The organism is Cryobacterium sp. M25, assembly GCF_002929635.1.
In the GTDB taxonomy this organism is placed as follows: domain Bacteria; phylum Actinomycetota; class Actinomycetes; order Actinomycetales; family Microbacteriaceae; genus Cryobacterium; species Cryobacterium sandaracinum.
On the sequence record NZ_PJJU01000058.1, the window covers coordinates 163,884 to 184,131 of the forward strand.

At 69.3% G+C, this 20,248-nt stretch carries 19 protein-coding genes; 10 read left to right on the forward strand and 9 right to left on the reverse strand.

Features of this window, described 5'->3' with window-relative positions:
* Window positions 1-5: 5 nt before the first annotated feature.
* Window positions 6-1,397, reverse strand: a complete 1,392-nt coding sequence (locus CXY81_RS15185; RefSeq protein WP_104169948.1) for an FAD-binding oxidoreductase — start codon at window positions 1,395-1,397, stop codon at window positions 6-8.
* A 135-nt stretch (window positions 1,398-1,532) separates the two neighbouring features.
* On the opposite strand from CXY81_RS15185, the gene CXY81_RS15190 reads away from it, so the two are divergent.
* From CXY81_RS15190 to CXY81_RS15200, 3 genes are all read left to right on the forward strand, one after another.
* The gene (locus CXY81_RS15190) at window positions 1,533-3,209 is read left to right on the forward strand and encodes a DNA-3-methyladenine glycosylase 2 family protein (protein WP_255408702.1); all 1,677 of its coding nucleotides are present in this window, start codon (window positions 1,533-1,535) and stop codon (window positions 3,207-3,209) included.
* A complete protein-coding gene (locus CXY81_RS15195) occupies window positions 3,206-4,081 on the forward strand; it encodes a fumarylacetoacetate hydrolase family protein (RefSeq protein ID WP_233194206.1) in 876 nt (291 codons plus the stop codon). The genes CXY81_RS15190 and CXY81_RS15195 overlap by 4 nt, the downstream gene beginning before the upstream one ends.
* A gap of 119 nt (window positions 4,082-4,200) precedes the next feature.
* On the forward strand, window positions 4,201-4,701 hold the full coding sequence (locus tag CXY81_RS15200) for a hypothetical protein (RefSeq protein ID WP_104195333.1): 501 nt from the start codon (window positions 4,201-4,203) through the stop codon (window positions 4,699-4,701).
* A gap of 112 nt (window positions 4,702-4,813) precedes the next feature.
* On the opposite strand, the gene CXY81_RS15205 is transcribed toward CXY81_RS15200, so the two are convergent.
* Both CXY81_RS15205 and CXY81_RS15210 read right to left on the reverse strand, forming a co-directional pair.
* The gene (locus CXY81_RS15205) at window positions 4,814-5,311 is read right to left on the reverse strand and encodes an alpha/beta fold hydrolase (protein WP_146067717.1); all 498 of its coding nucleotides are present in this window, start codon (window positions 5,309-5,311) and stop codon (window positions 4,814-4,816) included.
* 221 nt (window positions 5,312-5,532) lie between these two features.
* Window positions 5,533-7,080 carry an amino acid permease gene (locus CXY81_RS15210; protein WP_104101074.1) on the reverse strand — a complete coding sequence of 516 codons (1,548 nt, stop codon included), beginning with the start codon at window positions 7,078-7,080 and terminating at the stop codon, window positions 5,533-5,535.
* A gap of 220 nt (window positions 7,081-7,300) precedes the next feature.
* On the opposite strand from CXY81_RS15210, the gene CXY81_RS15215 reads away from it, so the two are divergent.
* From CXY81_RS15215 to CXY81_RS15235, 5 genes are all read left to right on the forward strand, one after another.
* Window positions 7,301-8,668 carry a glutamine synthetase family protein gene (locus CXY81_RS15215; RefSeq protein ID WP_104169989.1) on the forward strand — a complete coding sequence of 456 codons (1,368 nt, stop codon included), beginning with the start codon at window positions 7,301-7,303 and terminating at the stop codon, window positions 8,666-8,668.
* Window positions 8,655-9,482 (forward strand): gamma-glutamyl-gamma-aminobutyrate hydrolase family protein, encoded by an 828-nt coding sequence (locus tag CXY81_RS15220; RefSeq protein WP_199183075.1) that lies wholly within the window; start codon window positions 8,655-8,657, stop codon window positions 9,480-9,482. The genes CXY81_RS15215 and CXY81_RS15220 overlap by 14 nt, the downstream gene beginning before the upstream one ends.
* A complete protein-coding gene (locus CXY81_RS15225) occupies window positions 9,479-10,840 on the forward strand; it encodes an aldehyde dehydrogenase (RefSeq protein WP_104195336.1) in 1,362 nt (453 codons plus the stop codon). The genes CXY81_RS15220 and CXY81_RS15225 overlap by 4 nt, the downstream gene beginning before the upstream one ends.
* 35 nt (window positions 10,841-10,875) lie before the next feature.
* On the forward strand, window positions 10,876-11,667 hold the full coding sequence (locus CXY81_RS15230) for a 3-oxoacyl-ACP reductase (protein WP_199183076.1): 792 nt from the start codon (window positions 10,876-10,878) through the stop codon (window positions 11,665-11,667).
* Between the two features lie 64 nt (window positions 11,668-11,731).
* Entirely contained in the window at window positions 11,732-12,481 is a 750-nt protein-coding gene (locus tag CXY81_RS15235) for an FCD domain-containing protein (protein WP_166786615.1), read from the forward strand.
* 28 nt (window positions 12,482-12,509) lie between these two features.
* On the opposite strand, the gene CXY81_RS15240 is transcribed toward CXY81_RS15235, so the two are convergent.
* The 3 genes from CXY81_RS15240 to CXY81_RS15250 all read right to left on the reverse strand — a co-directional run bounded on the left by CXY81_RS15240 (window position 12,510) and on the right by CXY81_RS15250 (window position 16,108).
* The gene (locus tag CXY81_RS15240; protein WP_233194207.1) at window positions 12,510-12,815 is read right to left on the reverse strand and encodes a hypothetical protein; all 306 of its coding nucleotides are present in this window, start codon (window positions 12,813-12,815) and stop codon (window positions 12,510-12,512) included.
* A gap of 118 nt (window positions 12,816-12,933) precedes the next feature.
* Window positions 12,934-14,439 (reverse strand): NCS2 family permease, encoded by a 1,506-nt coding sequence (locus CXY81_RS15245; protein WP_104169954.1) that lies wholly within the window; start codon window positions 14,437-14,439, stop codon window positions 12,934-12,936.
* 139 nt (window positions 14,440-14,578) lie between these two features.
* The gene (locus tag CXY81_RS15250; RefSeq protein WP_233194208.1) at window positions 14,579-16,108 is read right to left on the reverse strand and encodes a carboxylesterase/lipase family protein; all 1,530 of its coding nucleotides are present in this window, start codon (window positions 16,106-16,108) and stop codon (window positions 14,579-14,581) included.
* A 102-nt stretch (window positions 16,109-16,210) separates the two neighbouring features.
* Between CXY81_RS15250 and CXY81_RS15255 the strand changes: the two genes are divergently transcribed.
* Window positions 16,211-17,491 carry a uracil-xanthine permease family protein gene (locus CXY81_RS15255; protein ID WP_104195338.1) on the forward strand — a complete coding sequence of 427 codons (1,281 nt, stop codon included), beginning with the start codon at window positions 16,211-16,213 and terminating at the stop codon, window positions 17,489-17,491.
* Window positions 17,492-17,756: 265 nt separating this feature from the next.
* Here CXY81_RS15255 and CXY81_RS15260 read toward each other — a convergent pair whose 3' ends face one another.
* The 3 genes from CXY81_RS15260 to CXY81_RS15270 form a co-directional block, all read right to left on the reverse strand.
* Window positions 17,757-18,086: a peptidase gene (locus tag CXY81_RS15260; protein ID WP_104169957.1), complete on the reverse strand. Its 330-nt coding sequence runs from the start codon at window positions 18,084-18,086 to the stop codon at window positions 17,757-17,759.
* Window positions 18,083-19,285, reverse strand: coding sequence for an inorganic phosphate transporter (locus CXY81_RS15265; RefSeq protein ID WP_104169958.1), 1,203 nt, complete (start codon window positions 19,283-19,285; stop codon window positions 18,083-18,085). The genes CXY81_RS15260 and CXY81_RS15265 overlap by 4 nt, the downstream gene beginning before the upstream one ends.
* 89 nt (window positions 19,286-19,374) lie before the next feature.
* Window positions 19,375-19,848, reverse strand: a complete 474-nt coding sequence (locus tag CXY81_RS15270) for an 8-oxo-dGTP diphosphatase (RefSeq protein WP_104195339.1) — start codon at window positions 19,846-19,848, stop codon at window positions 19,375-19,377.
* 61 nt (window positions 19,849-19,909) lie between these two features.
* On the opposite strand from CXY81_RS15270, the gene CXY81_RS15275 reads away from it, so the two are divergent.
* Complete coding sequence (locus tag CXY81_RS15275) at window positions 19,910-20,164, forward strand: mycoredoxin (RefSeq protein WP_104101065.1); 255 nt, start codon at window positions 19,910-19,912, stop codon at window positions 20,162-20,164.
* Window positions 20,165-20,248 lie beyond the last annotated feature (84 nt).

Here is a 20,248-nt window from a genome sequence, read left to right on the forward strand (position 1 = left end):
CGCGCTCACGCCTCGAACATGGTGCCCGGGTTGAGGATGCCCAACGGGTCGAACGCCGCCTTGATCCGGCGCTGCAGGGCGAAGCCCGTGTCGCCGAGCTCCTCGGCCAGCCAGCGCCGCTTGAGCACGCCGACCCCGTGCTCGCCGGTGAGCGTGCCGCCGAGTTCGAGCGCGGCACGGAAGAGCTCGTCGGCCGCCAGCCAGACCGCCTCCGGCACGACCGGCTCCGCGCCGCCCCGGGCCGGATCGAACGGGATCAGGAAATTGGGGTGCAGATTGCCGTCTCCGGCGTGGGCCACCGTGGGGATGGGCAGGCCCGTGCGGGCGCTGATCTCAGCGATCCGCGCGAACATCTCGGCCAGCCGGGAGCGGGGCACGCAGACATCCTCGATCAGGACCTCGCCGTGAGCGGCCAGCGCCGGGTGCGCGGCCCGCCGCACGGCCAGCAGTCGATCGGCGGATTCGGCGTCGGTGGAGACGCGCACCTCCCCGCCCGCGGCCCGCAGCACGGCCACCGCCTGGTCCGCCTCCGCCTGGCTCGCCGGCCCATCCGTCTGCACCAGCAGGAACGCTCCCCTAGCCGGAACTCCCTCGAACAGGTTCGGCCCGAGGTACGCCGCGATCAGGGCCAGGGCCACCGGGTCGATGAGTTCCATCACGGCCGGGCGCAGCCGGGCCGCCGTGACGAGACCGGATGCCGCGGCCGCCTGGGCCACGTCGGGGAACGTCGCGCCGATCGTGACGGTCTCGCCCAGGGTGATGGCGCGCGCCCGCACGGTGGCCTCGACGATCACGCCGAGGGTGCCCTCCGAGCCGGTGAGCAGGGCGGTCAAATCGTAGCCGGTGACGCCCTTGACTGTGCGGTGCCCGGTCTCCAGCAGGCTCCCGTCGGCGAGCACCACCGTCAACGCCAGCACCGCCTCCCGGGTGACGCCGTACTTCGCGCAGAGCAGCCCGCCCGCGTTGGTGGCGATGTTGCCGCCGACCGAGGAGATCGCCCGGCTTGCCGGGTCCGGCGCGAACCACAGCCCGTGCGCGGAGAGGGCCGTGTTGAGGTCGCCGTTGAGCACGCCCGGCTCGACCACGGCCAGTTCATCCTCCGGGCGGATCTCGAGGATACGGTTCATCCGCTCGACGCTCAGCACGATGGCGCCGCCCGTGCCGCACGCTCCCCCGGCCAGGCCCGTTCCGGCTCCGCGGGTGATCACCGGCACGCGAAACTCGGTCGCGATGCGCAGAGTCGCCTGCACCTGGTCGACGGATGCGGCGTAGACGACCGCCAGCGGCATCCCCGGGGCAACCCAGCCCGATTTGTCGGCCCGAACGGGCGCGAGCCGGCGCGGATCGACGCTGACGTGGGTGCCGAGTTCGGCCTGCAGACGCTCCAGTGCGGTCATGCGCCCAGAGTACCGGGCCGGGTGCCGGAGGGCAGGCCCGGACGCAGGCCGGCATGGCCCGCGGCCGCTGCGGCCGGCACCGGCGATGGCCGATTCCCGCTGGTGCGCCCGGGCTCGCGGTGGCAGGCTGGCCGGGTGACCATCCCTCCTGCCGGGCTCGATCCGGTCTTCTTCGAGCGCTACCGGGCCATGTCCTCCCGAGACTCACGCTTCGACGGTCAGTTCATCACGGGCGTGCACTCCACCGGAATCTACTGCCGCCCCAGCTGCCCGGCGGCCACACCGAAGCCGGCCAATGTGTCGTTCTATCTCACCAGCGCGGCCGCGCACGAGGCCGGCCTGCGGGCGTGCAAACGCTGCCTTCCTGATGCCGTCCCCGGGTCGCCGGACTGGGACATCCGTGACGACCTCGCCGCCCGCGCCATGCGCCTGATCAGCGACGGCACGGTTGAGCGGGAGGGCGTGCCCGGCCTCGCCCGCCGCCTCGGCTACAGCGAACGGCACCTGACCCGCGTGCTCGTGAACGAGCTGGGCGCCGGCCCGCTCGCGCTCGCCCGGGCGCACCGCGCACAGACCGCCCGCGTGCTGCTGGCGAGCACGGATGTCCCGATCACCGAGGTCGCATTCGCCGCCGGTTTCGGCAGCGTGCGCCAGTTCAACGACACCATCGCCGTCGTCTACGAGCGCACCCCCACCGAGCTGCGCCGCGCCCGTCCCGCCCGCGCCCAGCCCCGCGCCCAGCCCCTCGGCGTCGGCGGGGTCGGTGAGGCCGGCTTCGGGGTCGGTGACGGGACGGGCATCGACCTGCTGCTGCCGGCGCGCGCGCCGTTCGACGGGGTGGGGGTGCTGCGGTTCCTCGCCGCGCGAGGCCTCGCGGGGTTGGAACAGGCGACGGATGCCCGTTACGCGCGCACGCTGCGCCTGCCACACGGACCCGCGACGATGGAACTGACCCTGTCGGGAACGGCGGCCGCGCCAGCCGTCGCCTGCCGCGCCCGACTGGCCAGCCTCGCCGACCTCGCGCCGCTCGTCAGCCGGGTGCGGCGCCTGCTCGACCTGGACGCGGACTCCCGGGCGATCGACCTGGCGCTCGGGCGGGACCCGCAACTCGTGGCCGGAATCGCGGCCACCCCTGGCATGCGCGTGCCGGGCAGCGTGGACCCCGAGGAGACCCTGTTCCGCGCGCTCATCGGCCAGCAGGTCTCGGTGGCCTCCGCCCGAACGGCACTCACCCTGCTGGCCGCTGCGCTCGGCGACGACGTGTACCCGGGTGCAGGGGACAGCGGCAGCGACACCACCACCGGCACCAGCGGCACCAGCGCCACCACCGGCACCAGCCAAAGCCCCTTCATCCACGACCCCACCGCCGCTCCCCTGACCCGGCTGTTTCCCACCGCCCAGCGGATCGTGACCGAGGGCCGCGGCGTGCTGCGCGGCCCGGCCGCGCGCATCGACGCGATCATCGGCGTGGCGGAGGCGCTCTGCTCCGGCGATCTGGTGCTCTCCTACGGGCAGACCCGGGAGGATCTTGAGTCCCGTCTGACCGCCCTGGCCGGGATCGGACCGTGGACGGCCGGATACGTGGCCCTGCGCGTGCTGGGCAGCCCGGACATCCTGCTGACCAGCGACCTGGCCCTGTTGCAGGGCGCCGGGCGGCTCGGCCTGCCCGCGGAGGCCCGGCAACTCGCCCGCCACGGCGCCGCCTGGGCGCCGTGGCGCAGCTACGCCGGCATGCACCTGTGGCGCGCGGCAGGCGCCGCGGCTACCCCGCGCACCGCGACCCCTCCCGGGCCAGATAGCCTGAACAGGTGAAATTCGCCCACCTGAGAGTTGAAGGTCAATCCACTCCGCGGCTCGCCGCCGTCTTCGACGACGCAGCGCTGTTCCTCGACGAGATCATGGACGACGCCCCCCGCGATCTGCAGGACCTGATCGAGAAGGACTCTGACGAGTACGACCGGGTGCGCGCCCTGAGCCAGAACGCCGCCGCGCAGGGAGCAACGCTCACCCCGCTGGGCGAGCTGCGCTACTCGTCGGCCGTGCTGCGTCCGCCTCAGATCATCGCGATCGGCGCCAACTACGCCGCCCACTCCTCCGAGCTCGAACTGCGCGTCGAAACGGCCGCGACCGTGTTCTCGCTCTGGCCCAACTCGCTCACCGGGCACGAGTCCACGATCACCTGGCCGACCGATCTGACCAGCCAGGTCGACTACGAGGCCGAGCTCGGCGTGATCATCGGCACGGCCGCACACCACGTGTCGGTGGCGGACGCTCTCGACCATGTCTTCGGCTACACGGTCGTCAACGACATCACGGCGCGCGACCTGCAATTCTCCGAGGCGCAGTGGTCGCGCTGCAAGTCCTTCGACGGTTTCACGCCCACCGGGCCGGTCGTCATCACGGCAGACCAGATCGCCGACCCGCAGGACCTGTGGCTGACCACCCACGTCGACGGCCGCATCCTGCAGGATGCCTCGAGCGGCGACATGGTGCGCTCGGTCGCCGAGATCATCTCCTACCTCTCCAAAACCTCGACCCTGCTGCCGGGCACGCTCATCTCCACCGGCAGCCCGGGCGGCGCCGGCTACAGCCGCAAACCTCCGGTGTTCCTGCGCGACGGCTCGACGGTCACGATCACCATCGACAAGATCGGGTTCCTCACCACGCATTGCCGCGCGATCTGACCGTGACCGCCAGATGGCGGATCAACGCGACAGCTCGCTGCGGGCGGGAAAGGAGGCAGCGATGATGACGATCTCGGTCGTGATCCCCTGCTGCAACGACGCCGCCCTTCTCCGACTCCGTGCCGCCGGCCGACTGGCTGGCGCGGATCGAGTCCGCGCTGGCGGAGTCCCCCGGGAGCGACATGGTCACCGGCCCCGGCGATTTCTACGGCTGCGGCACCCTCGTGGCCTGGTTGGGCGGGACCTTCTACATCGGCGGATATTTCTTCTGGATGCCGTTCTGGCTGGGGCACCGTCCGGTCTTCGGCTCGAATTTCGCCATGCGCCGGGCGGTCTGGCTGGAGGCCCGCCTCCGGGTGCACCGCGACCGCGACGACATCCACGACGACCTCGACCTCAGTATGGACCTGAGCCCCGCGGTGCGCGTGCGCTACGACCCGACCCTGCGGGTAGCCATCTCCGGCCGGCCCTTCGATTCCTGGAGCGCCATCGCCCGCCGGGCACGGTGGGGCGGGCGCGCCCTGCTGCAGGGCTGGCCGGAGAATAACCCGTGGCACCGGCATGCCGCCCGGTACGCGGTGCGGCGCCACCGGGCCGGGCGTCCCACGATCGGGCACTGACCTGTTTCGCGGGGGCATCGGATCAGCCCGCCGGCCTCCGGTTCAGCCGGCCGGCCAACCTCCGGTTCAGCCTGCTACCAGCCGGATCAGCCTGCCGAATCGGCCCGCCTGATCAGCCAGCCGCCCGGTAAAGCGCGGCGAGGGCCAGCTCGGCGACGATCCCGGCGATCGAGTAACCGAGCACGTGCACCGGGGTGGACCCTGCGTCGGGGAACGCGATCAGGTCGGCCACGAACAGGGCGTAGTCCCAGGGCTCGGTGCCGCCGGGCCCGGCCGCGCACGCCTGGTAGTGCCCGGCCAGGTCGTGGCTCTGCACGAAGTAGCCGGCGTCGGCCAGCAGCGGGGCCAACAGCACGAAGTCTTCCTTGGAGCCGGTCGCGCCGGGCAGCAGCACGATTCTCGGAGCGGCCGGGTCGCCCAGCTCGAAGGCGGCGAGGTTCCCGCTCAGCGCCGGGAACCAGAAGGCGCGGCTGCCTGCGGGCAGCACCGTCCAGTCCCGGTCGGGGAGGGTGTGGTCGCGCAGCACCATCACATCGGCCGGGTTCCCTGCCGGCCGAGCGGCCGGCAGGGAACCCGGTCGGCCGCGGGAACGCCGCTCCCAGACGCACATGGCGTCACAGTAGCGCTCCCGCCCCGCAGCCCGAACGAATTCGACGGAGATTTTGCCGAAAACGGACCTCACCACGTCGAAATGGCCGTTTTCCTCGAGAATCTCCGTCGAATTGGTTCAACACCGGCAGGTCGCTCCGCCTGTGCTGAACAGCGTCCACGCGGGTGCGTCAGCTCTGACCCGCGGAGGGCGACCCAACCAATCGATCGAAACTCGTTCGGCTACGGCGCGCGCTGGTCGTCCCGGCCGTCGAGAGCGAGCAGTTGCTCCTCCACGGCGCCGCCGTAGCCTTCCTTCTGCGGGTCGCCGTGCAGGCCGCCGGACACCGCGTATTCTTCCTCCGGGGAGAGCACGAGGCGCTTGCGCCCGTAGAGCGCGAAGATCAGCAGCATGACCACGTAGACCACGGCGATGGCCGCGATGGCCGGGCGGGCCGGCTCGTTGATGAAGAACCCGAAGAAGATCGCCAGCGAGAGGATGCCCGCGATCACCGCCCCGGGTACGCCCCACGGGCTGCGGTAGGGCCGGTTCGCATTCGGGTACTTTCGGCGCAACACGACGAACGAGATCATCTGCAGGATGTAGGCGATTACGGCTCCCCAAACGGCGATGTTGAGCACGATCGCCCCGGCCACGCCGCCGGCGCCGCCGAGCGAGTCGACGAGGATCAGGGCCACGAAGCCGATCAGGGCCCCCACGAGCAGCGCCACTGCCGGAGTCTGGCGGCGGCCGGTCAGGGAGAGGAATTTCGGGTAATAGCCGGCCCGCGACAGGGAGTACATGTTGCGCCCGTACGCGAACATGATGCCCTGCAGGGAGGCCAGCAGCCCGACCAGGGCGAACAGGGCCAGCACAGCGGCCGCCTCGTCGCCGACCATCGCCCGAAAGCCGTCGAGCAGAGGCTCCCCGGCGGTGGCGATGTTCGAGGCCCCGACTATCCCGGTGTTGAGCACCAGCACCAGGAGCCCGGTCACGATCAGGGTCGTGCGGGCGATCAGACCGGCTCGCGGGATGTCCCGCACCGGGTCGTGGGATTCCTCCGCGGCCAGCGGCAGCTCCTCAATTCCGAGGAAGAACCACATGGCGTAGGGCAGGGCGAACAGGATCGGCACCACGCCGAAGGGCAGGAACTCGGACTGGCCGGCCTCCGGGGCGATATCGAAGAGGTTGTCCACACTGAAGAGCCCGGAGAAGGCCGCCATTGCCGAGAACACCAGCAGGATGCCGATGGAGATGATCGAGACCACGATCGCGAATTTGAACGAGATCGCGGCGCCGGCCGAGTTCAGGCCGATGAATACGGCGTAGAGGATGGCCCACCACGCCCAGGCGGGCAGTGAGACTCCGAGCAGCTCACTCGTGATGCCGTCGGCGTAGGACGCCGAGAAGTACACGATCACCGCAGTGGTCGCGACATACTCGATGGTCTCGGCCAGGCCGGTGACGAAACCGCCCCAGGGCCCGAGCGCCGCCCGGGCGAAGGAATAGGCGCCGCCCGTGTGCGGCATGGCCGACGCCATCTCCCCGATCGCGAAGATCATGCCGTAGTACATGACGATCAAGAGGGCGAAGGCGATCAGCATTCCGCCGAATCCGGCGAAATCGATGCCGAAGTTCCAGCCCGAGAAATCGCCGGAGATGACCGCGGCGACGGCGAGTCCCCACAGCCCCCAGATCCCGGCGCTGCGGCGGAGCTTGCGTTTCTCGAAGTACCCTGCCTCTGCCGTCGTGTAGGTCACGCCCGAGACGTTCAAGGTGTCTTTGGACATCCTGGATTCCTTTGCGCTCTGGTTGCGCACCTCAGCGATCGAGCGGCAACTCCGGGAGTTTACGTTGGCATGACTATAGGGCTCCAATGGTGGCTTGTACATACCTTTAGGTGCCCGATCCCTGAGTCGAGCGGAACAAAAATTGGCCGTTACGCCGCGCTCGATCTGTGGTCTAATGGTCGAATGTTCACCCTTTGACCGGCTCGATGAGGAGAAGTTGATGACACCCCGCTCCGGAAATCTCTCGCTTGAAGACCTCACCTCCCTGGTTCGCGGCGGCGACATCGACACGGTCGTCGTCGCATTCACCGATATGCAGGGGCGGCTGGTGGGCAAGCGGGTTTCCGCGCGGCTCTTCCTGGAAGACGTGGCCGGCCACGGCGCGGAGTGCTGCAACTATCTGCTGGCCGTCGACGTGGAGATGAACACGGTGGACGGCTATGAGATGTCGAGCTGGCGACGCGGCTACGGCGACATGGCCATGATCCCCGACCTCGCCACGCTGCGACGCGCGCCCTGGCTGCCCGGGGCCGCCCTCGTCACCGCGGACCTGCGGTGGCTCGACAAGTCACCCGTCGTGGCGTCGCCCCGCCAGATCCTGAAAACCCAGCTGGCCCGGCTGGCCGACCGCGGGCTGGTGCCCTATGTCGGCACCGAGCTGGAGTTCATCGTCTTCGACGACGGCTACCGGGAGGCGTGGAAGAAGGGCTACCGCGACCTGACCCCCGCCAGCGATTACAACATCGACTATGCGTTGCTCGCATCCACCCGGATGGAACCGTTACTGCGGGACATCCGTAACGCCATGGACGGCGCCGGCATGTACTGCGAGGGCGTCAAGGGCGAGTGCAACCTGGGCCAGCAGGAGATCGCGTTCCGCTACACCGACGCCCTGGCCACCTGCGACAACCACTCCATCTACAAGAACGGCGCCAAGGAGATCGCGGATGCCCACGGCAAGAGCCTGACCTTCATGGCCAAGTTCAACGAGCGGGAGGGCAACAGCTGCCACATCCACATCAGCCTGCGCGGCACCGACGGATCCGCGGTCTTCGCCGACAAGGATGCCGATCACGGCATGTCGACGCTGTTCCGTCACTTCCTCGCCGGCCAGCTCGCGGTGATGCGCGAGCTGACCCTGTTCTCGGCGCCGAACATCAACTCCTACAAGCGCTATGTCAGCGGCAGCTTCGCGCCGACAGCGATCGCGTGGGGGCTCGATAACCGCACGTGCGCCCTGCGCGTGGTGGGGGCCGGCCACGGCCTGCGGGTGGAGAACCGAGTGCCCGGCGGCGACGTGAACCAGTACCTGGCCGTGGCCGCGCTGATCGCGGCCGGCCTCTACGGCATCGAGAACGAACTCGAACTGGACGATGTCTTCGTCGGCAACGCCTACGAGAGCGTCGCCGAGCGGGTGCCGGCCTCGCTGCGGGAGGCCACCGCGCTGTTCGCGACATCCACGGTCGCCCGGGAGGCGTTCGGCGACGAGGTCGTCGATCACTACCTCAACAACGCGCGGATCGAGCTGGAAGCCTATGACGCGGCGGTGACCGACTGGGAGCGGGTGCGCGGCTTTGAGCGCCTCTGACCCCGGCACCTCGCCGCGCCCCGGAGCCGACCCGCGCCCCGTGATCGGCCTGACCACCTATCTCGAGCAGTCCCAGACCGGTGTCTGGGACGTGCCGGCCGCCTTCCTGCCCCAGGCCTATTTCGACTCGGTCATCCGCGCGGGCGGCATCGCCGTGCTGCTGCCGCCGCAGCCCGTGGACGCGGCCATTGCCGACCGGGTGCTCGACGGCCTCGACGGCCTGGTCATCACCGGCGGCAAGGACGTCGATCCGGCGCGTTACGGTCAGGCCGCCCACACGAAAACCGACGAGCCGCGGCGGGACCGTGACGCCTGGGAGCATGAGCTGATCCACCGGGCCATCGACCGGGAGCTGCCGCTGCTCGGCATCTGCCGCGGCGCCCAGATGCTCAACATCGCACAGGGCGGCACCCTGCACCAGCACCTGCCCGACGTCGTGGGCCACGGCGGCTACCAGGCCGGCGGTGGCGTCTTCAACATCGTGGACGTGCACGTGGAACCCGAGTCGCGGCTGCACGGGCTGCTCGACGCCCTGGACGTGCCGCTTCCCGTTCCCGTCTACCACCACCAGTCCATCGACCGGATCGGCGCCGGCCTCACCGTGTCCGCACGCACTCACGACGGGGTCGTGCAGGCCGTGGAACTCACCGACGTCCCGTTCGGGCTGGCCGTGCAGTGGCATCCGGAACAGCACGACGACCTACGCCTCTTCGCGGGCCTCGTCGACGCGGCCGCCCGCTACCGGGCGACCCATGAGCACGAGCACGAGCACGAGCACGACCACGACCACGACCAGGAAAGGGACACCCTGTGAGCAGCTACACCGTGATCAACCCGGCCGACGAGACCACAGTATCCGTAATCGAACACCTCGACACGGATGCGACCGATGAGGCCGTCTCCCGGGCGGTGGCCGCGCAGCGGCTCTGGTCCCGGGTGGCGCCGGCCGACAAGGCTGCCGTTCTGCGCCGCTTCGCTGAGGCCGTGGACGGGGACCGGGAGAACCTGGCCCGCATCGAGATGGCCAACTCGGGGCATCCGATCATGCAGGCGCGCTGGGAGGCCGGCCATGTGCGCGACGTGCTGACCTACTACTCGGCCGCCCCCGAGCGACTCTTCGGGCGGCAGATCCCGGTGTCCGGCGGTCTCGACGTGACCTTCCAGGAACCGCTGGGTGTGGTCGGCATCATCACCCCGTGGAACTTCCCGATGACGATCGCGGCCTGGGGTTTCGCTCCCGCCCTCGCGGCTGGCAACGCGGTGTTGTTGAAGCCGGCGGAGTGGACGCCGCTCTCCAGCATCCATCTGGGCGTACTCGCCCGGGAGGCCGGCCTGCCCGAGGGGCTGTTCCAGGTGCTGCCGGGCCGCGGATCGGTGGTCGGCGAACGGTTCGTGACGCACCCCCAAGTGCGGAAGGTCGTCTTCACCGGGTCGACGGATGTCGGCAAGCGGATCATGGCCGGCTGCGCCGCCCAGGTCAAACGGGTCACCCTGGAACTCGGCGGCAAGAGCGCCAACATCGTGTTCGCCGACTCCAACCTGGAGAAGGCCGCCGCCACCGCACCCTCCGGGGTGTTCGAGAACGCCGGCCAGGACTGCTGCGCCCGCAGCCGCATCCTGGTGGAGCGGAGCGTCTACGACCGGTTTCTCGAGCTGCTCGAGCCGGCCGTCGCCGGTGTGCGGGTGGGTGATCCCGCCGACGAGAGCACCGAGATGGGCCCGCTCGTCTCGGCCGCGCACCACGCCGCGGTCTCGGCCTATGTGCCGGAGGGCTCCACCGTGGCCTTCCGGGGCAGCGCCCCGACCGGACCGGGTTTCTGGTTCCCGCCGACCGTGCTCACCCCGGACTCCCGCACGGACCGTTGCGTCACCGACGAGATCTTCGGACCCGTCGTCACCGTGCTGCCGTTCGACGGTGAGGACGACGCCGTGAACCTCGCCAATGACACCGACTACGGCCTCTCCGGATCGATCTGGACCCGCGACGTGGGCCGGGCGATCCGAGTGGCGCGGGCCGTGGAATCCGGCAATCTGTCTGTCAACTCGCACTCCTCCGTGCGCTACTCGACTCCGTTCGGCGGCTTCAAGCAGTCGGGCCTCGGCCGGGAACTGGGCCCGGACGCCCCGTTGTCGTTCACCGAGACCAAGAACGTCTTCATCGCCGTCGACTAGACGCCACACCCCCAGACGAACCCCAAGGAGCCAGCATGAGCACCCTCACCCCCATCGACCTCACCCAGCGGCTCGCGGGCCGGGTCGCCGTGATCACAGGCGGCGCCAGCGGCATCGGCCTGGCCACGGCGAAACGGATCGCCGCGGAAGGAGCAACGGTCGTGATCGGCGACCTCGACGAGGCGGCGGGGCTCGCGGCGGCCGACCAGCTCGACTGCCTCTTCGTCAAGGTGGATGTCACCGACGAGGACGAGGTCAACAACCTCTTCGACACCGCCTATCTCACCTACGGCTCCGTCGACATCGCGTTCAACAATGCCGGGATCTCCCCGCCCGACGACGACTCGATCGAGACGACCGAGCTGCCGGCCTGGCAACGGGTGCAGGACGTCAACCTGAAGTCGGTGTACCTGTGCTGCCGGTCCGCCCTGCGCTACATGGTGAAGCAGGGCCGCGGGTCGATCATCAACACGGCCTCGTTCGTGGCCGTGCTCGGCTCCGCGACCAGTCAGATCTCCTACACCGCCTCGAAGGGCGGCGTGCTCGCGCTCAGCCGCGAGCTGGGCGTGCAGTTCGCGCGCCAGGGCATCCGGGTCAACGCCCTTTGCCCCGGCCCGGTGAACACCCCGCTACTGCAAGAGCTATTCGCGAAGGACCCGGAGCGCGCGGCCCGGCGGCTGGTGCACATCCCAGTCGGCCGGTTCGCGGAACCCGAGGAGCTCGCGGCCGCGGTCGCGTTCCTGGCCAGCGATGACTCCTCGTTCATCACGGGCTCCACGTTCCTGGTCGACGGCGGCATCAGCTCGGCCTACGTGACGCCGATGTAGCGGTGCGGGAGGGTGCGGAAACCGTGATGGACTGGAAGTTCGACCAGGAGCCAGGACCAGAACAGTGATCGACGACGAACAGCCCGGGCTCGACAGTGGCCTGCTGCTGCGCCCCGTGCACAGTGGCAACGCCTTCGAGGAGACCGTGCAGCGGCTGCTGCAGACCGTGCGGCTGGGACTCGTCGCGCCCGGCGAACGACTGCCGGCCGAACGCGAACTCTCCGCCATGCTCGCCGTGAGTCGGGGCACGCTGCGGGATGCGATCGCATCCCTGGCCGAGGCCGGCTATCTGGTCTCCCGACGCGGCCGCTACGGCGGCACCTTCGTCAACGATTCGTTGCCCCAGCAGACGCCCGGCCGAGGCCACGAGCGTGGACTGCCGGCGCGCCGGGACATCTCCGTGGCCGAGATCGAGGACGCGCTCGCGCTCCGGGAAATCTTGGAGGAGGGCGCCGCCCGGCATGCCGCCGCGCGCACCCTGTCGCCCGGCGAACGGGAAGTGCTGTGGAACAGCCTGGCCGACTCGATCGGCGCCACCGGCGAGGACTACCGCCGGCTCGACTCCAGGCTGCACCTCACCATCGGCGAGCTGGCCGGCTCACCGTCGCTCGTGCCGCTGCTGGCCGAAGTGCGGATGCGGATCAACGAACTGCTCGACAACATCCCGTCACTCGGCCCGAACATCGCACACTCGGACCGGCAGCACGAGCAGATCGTGACCGCGATCCTGACCGGTCGGCCCGACGCCGCCGCGCATGCGATGGCCGAGCACCTGGCCGGCACCGCCCTGCTACTGCGCGGCTTCCTGGAGTAGCGCGAGGCCGCGCCGGGCCAGATCGAGGTCAGATCAAGAACGCGAACGGTAGGGCCAGCAGGCCGAGGGCCAGCGCCAGCAGCACGAGCAGGAGCGAGCCGGCCAGCAGCACCGCGTTGAGCACGATGCCCCAGATCGCCAGGGTGCGCGCCTGCGGTTCCCGGCCGAGGGCGAGGATGCCGACGACCAGGCCAGCAATGGGCACGAGGAAGGTCCAGCCGGCGACGATCGACACGAGGCCGAGCACGAGGCTCGACACGGCCAGGGTGCTGCTCCGCGGGGGTACGGGCTCGGCAGTGTAGACCGTGGCCTGGTCGGGAGCGATGGTTGACATGGGTGGTTCTCCGTTTCGATGGGGAGCGACGGATGCCGCTCTCCCAACGACACTACGGAGCATCCGTTCTGGCACCCATGGGGTTAGCCCCCGAATCGGGCCGGGGGCGGCCACGCGGTCACGCGCCGAACAGAACCTCGATCGGGCCGCGCACGAAGAAGACCAGGAAGCCGGCCGCGACCACCCAGAGCAACGGGCTGATCTCGCGCGCCTTCCCCGAGAACGAACGCACCAGCACCCAGGTGATGAAGCCGGCCCCGATTCCGTTGGCGATCGAGTAGGTCAGCGGCATCACGATGATCGTGAGGAACACCGGTAGCACGATGGAGAATTCCGTGAAGTCGATGAACCGGATCTGTGACACCATCATCGCGCCGACGATCACGAGGGCGGCCGCGGCCACCTCGAGCGGCACGATCTGGGTGAGCGGGGTGAAGAACATGGCCGCGAGGAACAGCAGTCCCGTGACGATGTTGGCCAGTCCCGTGCGAGCACCCTCGCCGATGCCGGCACCGGACTCGATGAACACCGTGTTCGACGAGGCAGAGGTGGCCCCGCCGACGACGGCGCCGACGCCCTCGACGATCAGGGCGGATTTCAGGCGCGGGAAGTTGCCCTTCTCGTCGGCCACATCGGCCTCGCTGGCCAGGCCGGTCATGGTGCCCATGGCGTCGAAGAAGTTCGTGAAGACGAGCGTGAAAACGAGCATCGACGCGGCCAGCATGCCGATCCGGTCGAAGGCGCCGAAGCTGACCTGTCCGACGAGGCTCAGGTCGGGCAGCGAAACGATGGAGGTCGGCAGTACCGGCGCGTTCAGGTTCCAACCGTCGGGGTTCTGCCCGAACGACGGCCCGACCTTGAAAATCGCCTCGAGGACCACCGCGATCAGCGTGGTGGCGACGATTCCGATTAGGAGGGCCGCCTTCACCTTGCGGGCGACCAGGATGCCGAGAATGATCAGGCCGAGCACGAACACGGCGGTCGGCAGGCTCACGACGGAGCCGTTGTCGCCGAGCTGCACGGGCGGCGACGCGGCGCCGCTCGCGCGCACGAAGCCGGAGTCGACCAGGCCGATGAAGGCGATGAACAGGCCGATGCCGACCGTGATGGCGATCTTCAGCTGGCGCGGCACGGCGTTGAAAATGAGCTCGCGTAGGCCGGTGGAGGCGAGCAGCACGATGATGAGCCCGTTGATGACCACGAGGCCCATGGCCTCCGGCCAGGTCACCTGGCCGACGACGCTCACGGCCAGGAAGGAGTTGATGCCGAGGCCCGCGGCGAAACCGAATGGAAGCCGGGCGACGGCGCCGAACAAGATGGTCATGACGCCGGCGGTGAGGGCGGTGACCGCGGCAACCTGGCCGTTGGGCAGCCATCCGCCGGCCACGTCGACCGCGGCCTGGTCGGCGCTGAAGCCGCCGAGGATGAGCGGGTTGAGGATCACGATGTAGGCCATCGTGACGAACGTCACCAGACCGCCGCGGATTTCCCGGCCGTAGGTGGAACCGCGCCGGGTGATTTCGAAGTACCGATCGATGCGGGCCTTGACCCCCGGGTTCGTGCCCGCCGGAGTGTCCGGCTTTGGGGCAGGCGTGGATGACGTGTGGGTCTCTGTTTCAGAAATGGGGTGCTCCTGGTGTCCGACTCAGCTGATTCTCAGTTGCCCAGTTTACGGCCCCGGAGTGCGGGCCGATTCCGCGGGGCTGCGCGAGGACGGCCCGCGGAGGCAACCGGCCGGGCTGCCGGGCTGTGGCACGCCGGGCTCAGATGTGCGGCACGAAGGCGTCCCAGGCCCGGCGGCGGTCCCCGCGCGGGTCGGACTCGACACGGTCGACGGCGTCGATGACCAGGGTCAGGCGCTCGGCCTCGTCGTAGAGCGGCCAGGCCGCATCCGGCACCCCGGAGGCGGCGAAACTGAGCCACCAACGCTGCATCCGGGCACCGATCCGCTGGAAGTCGCGGCGACCGCCGAGCGCGGTCATGCCGCGGCCGAACCAGCCGTCGAGCCGGTCGAACAGCGGGAACAGCTCGAGGCCGTGCGTGGCGTCGAGCCCCATCAAACGCACCAGGCGCGGCGCGGCATCGAAGCGGTAGAAGCGCACCGGGGCATACCGGGAGTGCCGTTCGCCCACGCGCACGCTCGGGTACCAGAACGAAAAATCACCACCGAAATCGAGGGCGGGCCGCAGCGCGGGTATCCCGGGGTACTGCGCCCGCAGGCGCGTGCGAGCTTTCTTCTTGGTGTTCGCGAACACGGCGCGGATGCGCCCGGGCGTCGTGGCGAGGATGTCGATGCGCCCACTGAACAGCGAACCTTCTCGCGAGTTGGTGCCGATGATCAGCGGAATCCGGTGGGCACGGCCGTCGCGGAAGGCGTCGAGAGGTCGTTCGGGCAGGAAGTCGCCGTCGATCACGGGCGAGAGCGGGATCGTCCCGGGGTACCGGTCCGGGGCGCGCCGGGTCAGGTCGCTCGTGGCCTCGGCCAGATGTGCCGGGTCGGCCTGCAGAAGCAGGGCAGCGGCATCCGTCGCCGTGTTGGTCGAGTTCGTCGGGTCGGCCTGCCCGGTGCGCCGGGCCAGGAGCCGCACAAAGTCCGCTGCCCACTCGGCGGTGACATCGGGGGCATAGACGGCGTTCGGCGGGGCGCTCTGCGCGATCGCGCGCTGGAAGAGTCCGGCGGCGGCCGGGACGGTCATCAGGGTGGTCACGGCGTTGGCTCCGGCCGATTCGCCGAAGAGGGTGACGGCATCCGGGTTGCCGCCGAACGCGCGAATGTTGCGCCGCACCCAGCCGAGCGCAGCCACCTGGTCGCGCAGCCCGAGGTTGCTCTCGAACGCATGCTCCGCGGTCGAGTAACGGCTGAAGTCGATGTAGCCGAGCGCCCCCAACCGGTAGTTGAGGCTGACATAGACGATGCCGCCGCGCCGCACGAGCCCCTCACCCTGCCGGGGCACCTCCCGCGAGGACCCGACGCTGTAGGCGCCGCCGTGGATGAAGACCATGACGGGCCGCAGCATCCGCGGGTCGACCGGTTCGTCGGGAGCGGTCACGTTGAGGTTGAGGCAGTCCTCGCTTTGCGGGATCGTCGGTTTCGCGCCGATGAACTGGCCGCGGTGGCTCTGCGTGGCGACCGGGCCGAAGGAGCTTGCATCCCGTTCGCCCTGCCAAGGCGCGACCGGCTGCGGGGCGCGGAATCGGAGCTCGTCCACGGGGGCGGCCGCGTAGGGAATCCCGCGCCACTGGCGCACCCCGCGCACCCGGATTCCGTGCAGCAAGCCGGTCTCAATCCGCACCGAGAGTGGCTCTGCTTGGGCAGGCTGAACGGATGGTCTCACCGTCCGATCTTAATTGTTCACTACCATCGGGATTACGCACGACACGGAAACGAGAAACACATGGCTCTGCCCTGGACCCTGCACGGTGACGGAAAAACGGTCGGAGCCACGGATGTCGTCGGCCCCGGCGAGCGCCTGAACTGGCCGCTGACCATCGGGATCGGCACCCAGCACGTCATCGCCATGTTCGGTGCCACGTTCCTGGTACCGCTGCTCACGGGCTTCCCACCCAGCACGACGCTGCTCTTCTCGGGTATCGGCACCCTGCTTTTCCTGGTCATCACGCGCAACAAGCTGCCCAGCTACCTCGGCTCCTCGTTCGCCTTCATCGCGCCGATCACCGCCGCGACCGCGAGCGCGGGCATGGGCAGCGCCCTGTTCGGCATCATCGTCGTCGGCCTACTCCTAGCCCTGATCGGCGTGATCGTGCAGCTCACCGGCACCGGCTGGATCGACGCATTGATGCCGCCCGTCGTCTCCGGGGCCATCGTCGCCCTGATCGGCCTCAACCTGGCGCCCGTCGCCAAGTCGAACTTCGAGCTGGCCCCGCTCACCGCGCTGATCACCCTGCTCGCCGTGATCCTCTCGACCGTGGTGTTCCGCGGCATCCTGGGCCGGCTGTCCATCTTCATCGGCGTGATCGTGGGCTATGTGGCCGCCGTGGTGGCCGGCGAGGTCGACTTCAGCGGGGTGGGCGAGGCTGCCTGGATCGGCCTGCCCCAGTTCACCGCGGCGATGAACCCGTTCGCGGATCCGTCCGCCGCCCTCGGCGTGCTGCCGGCGTTCCTGCCGGTCGTGCTCGTGCTGGTGGCCGAGAACGTTGGCCACATCAAGGGCGTTGCCCAGATGACGAATGTGAAGGTGAACCGCTTCACGGGTCGCGCCCTGATGGCCGACGGCCTGGCCACGATGCTCGCCGGCTTCAGCGGCGGATCGGGCACCACCACCTATGGCGAGAACATCGGCGTCATGGCGGCCACCCGCATCTACTCCACGGCCGCCTACTGGGTCGCGGGCATCACCGCGGTGCTGCTCGGACTCTCCCCCAAGATCGGTGCGGTCATCAACACGATCCCGGCGGGGGTGCTCGGCGGCGTCACCACGGCCCTCTACGGCCTGATCGGCATCATCGGCGTGAAGATCTGGCTCGACAACAAGGTCGACTTCAGCAAGCCGGTCAACCAGTTCACCGCGGCCACCGCGCTGATCATCGGCATCGCCGACTACACCTTCTCGGCCGGCACCCTCAGCTTCAACGGCATCGCGCTCGGCACGGTCGCCGCCATCGTGATCTACCACCTGATGACGTGGGTGGCCCGGGTGCGCGGCACCGCACGGTAGCATCCGCGGCCCTCCGCAGCGTCGCAGGTAGTGGCTCGCGGCGCACGTTCTGGCTCGCGGCGCACGTTCTACCGTGCGCCCAGCTCCACAGGGTGCGCCGCCAGCCTGACGGACCAGGTCTCGCAGGCATCCGGCGTTGCGCGCGTGCAGCGCCGTGCCGCTCGTGGCGTGCCACCAGCGCAGCGGCGCGGCTACCGCGCGGCGACCGAGAACGCACGTTACGGCACGGAACGCTGCGAGGGAAGCGCAACAGGGACGCTGCGGGTCAGCGGTGCAGGGCCGGCACAATCAGGTAGACACCGTAGAGCACGGCCGCGCTGCAGAGCACGAAACAGGCGTAGGCGCCCATCAGGGCGACCTGCTTCTGCAGGGGGCTCAGTGGGCCGGCGGCGGCCTTGCGCGCGCGCTTGGCCTCCTTGGCCGCACGCTTGGGGGTGAGCACGGTGATGGCTCCCGTGAATTCGGCCGGTTCGACCACGGGAACGCGGCCGGCGGTGGTGAGCAGCCGCAGCCCGAGCGAATACAGGCTCACCACGACCACGGACGAGAGGAGCGAAGCGACCGCGACGACGAGGAACGCAGACCAATCGATCACAGCGCGACCTGCTTCCGATCCTTGCGAGAGGCCGTGCGGGAGGCCTTGCGGGGGGTCTTCCGGATCTTCACGACCCGCCCGGCGTCGTCGATGTCGTGCAGGTTGTCGTGCGTGACCCGGCTCTGGCGGGACCGGCGAAACAGCACGGCGACAACGAGGGAACCGATCACCAGGTCGAGCACGATGCCCATCGGTCCGATCAGGGCGAGTCCGGCCGCGAAGGCACCCATGATGGCCGCCGCCGGCAGGGTGAGCACCCAGCCGAGCGCGATCTGGCCGGCCATGCCCCAGCGCACGGTCGAGCCGCGGCGGCCCAGGCCCGAGCCGATCACCGACCCGGACGCGACCTGCGTGGTGGAGAGCGCGAAGCCGAGTTGGCTGGACGCGAGGATGGTGGCCGCGGTGCTGGTCTCCGCAGCGAAGCCCTGGGCCGGCTTGATGTCGGTGAGGCCGCGACCCATGGTCCGGATGATTCGCCAGCCGCCGGTGTACGTGCCGATCGCGATCGCGATCGCGCAGGTGGTGATGACCCACAGCTGCGGGCCGGTGCCCACGTTTTGCATCCCGCCGGCGATCAGGGTGAGGGTGATGACGCCCATGGTCTTCTGGGCGTCATTGGTGCCGTGTGCGAGGGCAACGAGCGACGAGGAGATGATCTGCGCGTAGCGGAAGCCGCCCCGGCCATCCGCCTTGCCGGAATCCCGCCGGGTGATGAAGTAGGCGAGCCTGGTGGCGAGGTAGGCGACGATGCCCACCGTGAGCGGGGCGATCAGTGCCGGCAGGATGACCTTGGCCAGCACGACGTCGTAGGCGACCGCCTGCGAGCCGACGCCGATGATCGTCGCGCCGATGAGTCCGCCGAACAGGGCGTGGCTCGAGCTGGACGGCAGGCCACGCAGCCAGGTGATGAGGTTCCAGACGATGGCGCCGATCAGCCCCGCGAAGATGATCTCGGGAGTGATCTGAACTCCGGCGTCATCCTTGTTGATGATGCCGCCGGAAATGGTCCTGGCGACCTCGGTGGAGAGGAAAGCCCCGACCAGGTTCAGAATGGCGGCGAGTCCCACCGCGACCTTCGGGCGCATGGCGCCGGTCGCGATGGGGGTTGCCATCGCGTTCGCGGTGTCGTGGAAGCCGTTGGTGAAGTCGAAAATCAGTGCGAGCGCAATCACAAGCGCAACGATCAGGGTGAAATCCACCGGCGTCTTCCTCTGGGTGTACGACAGCCGGGGTTATCTCAAGCTGCACCGCGGTGATAAGCCTGACACTCCCGGGGAAGCAGGTCAATTCAAACCGGGTCGACCACCGTGGCCAAGTCGGGGCCGAAGGTGTAGGTGGCCCGCACCGGAATGCCGGCGAGCACCCCCGGCAGCCAGTGCCGGGCGTCGTCCCACATCTCGTCCACCGGTAGCGCGGCCACGTCGAACCAGACCGGGTTCAGCTCGTCGGACTCGCGCGGGGTGCCGCTCCACTGCGTGCAGACGAACACGCTCGATTCCTGGCTCCAGATCTCCCGGTGCGGAAACAGGTAGGTCAGCAGACCCAACGGGGTCAGGGCGGATGCCGCCACGACCAGGCCGGACTCCTCCTCGATCTCCCGCACCATCGCCTCCACGGCCGACTCCCCCGGCTCGAGCTTGCCGCCCAGGCCGACGATGTTGCCCCGGCCCAGTCCTTTCTTCTTGCGGCCGAGCAGCACCTGCAGGCCCCCCGATGGAGAACGCCGGGTGAGGTAGCCCACGCAGACCTGAGGAAGAGACATGAACCAATGGTAACGAGGTACGGTCCGGCTCCCGTTCAGGCCGGTTTGTTAGGGTCCAGTTATGAACTTCGTGCCGGAATCCGGAACCATAACCATGTTCACGACGACCTGGTGCGGCTATTGCACCCGCCTGAAGACCCAGCTGGTCAAGGCCGGCATCGCCTACACCGAGATCAACGTGGAGGAGGTCGACGGCACGTCCGAGCTGGTGATGAGCCTGAACAACGGCAACCGCACGGTTCCGACAGTCCTCTTTCCGGACGGCTCCAGCGCGACGAACCCGTCGCTGGCGCAGGTTCAGGCCAAACTCGCCTGAGTCGGTCCCGGAACGAACGAAGGGGTCCCGGTTGAACCTCCGCCAATCGACGGAAATCGATCCGGATCCCCTCAGCGCCTGGTG

Bases quoted from the DNA above. Each gene is read 5' to 3' on its own strand.
- CXY81_RS15215 (WP_104169989.1), top strand. From the start codon at position 7,301: ATGACACCCCGCTCCGGAAATCTCTCGCTTGAAGACCTCACCTCCCTG.
- CXY81_RS15230 (WP_199183076.1), top strand. From the start codon at position 10,876: ATGAGCACCCTCACCCCCATCGACCTCACCCAGCGGCTCGCGGGCCGG.
- CXY81_RS15205 (WP_146067717.1), bottom strand. From the start codon at position 5,311: ATGTGCGTCTGGGAGCGGCGTTCCCGCGGCCGACCGGGTTCCCTGCCG.
- CXY81_RS15255 (WP_104195338.1), top strand. From the start codon at position 16,211: ATGGCTCTGCCCTGGACCCTGCACGGTGACGGAAAAACGGTCGGAGCC.
- CXY81_RS15210 (WP_104101074.1), bottom strand. From the start codon at position 7,080: ATGTCCAAAGACACCTTGAACGTCTCGGGCGTGACCTACACGACGGCA.
- CXY81_RS15185 (WP_104169948.1), bottom strand. From the start codon at position 1,397: ATGACCGCACTGGAGCGTCTGCAGGCCGAACTCGGCACCCACGTCAGC.
- CXY81_RS15270 (WP_104195339.1), bottom strand. From the start codon at position 19,848: ATGTCTCTTCCTCAGGTCTGCGTGGGCTACCTCACCCGGCGTTCTCCA.
- CXY81_RS15275 (WP_104101065.1), top strand. From the start codon at position 19,910: ATGAACTTCGTGCCGGAATCCGGAACCATAACCATGTTCACGACGACC.
- CXY81_RS15240 (WP_233194207.1), bottom strand. From the start codon at position 12,815: ATGTCAACCATCGCTCCCGACCAGGCCACGGTCTACACTGCCGAGCCC.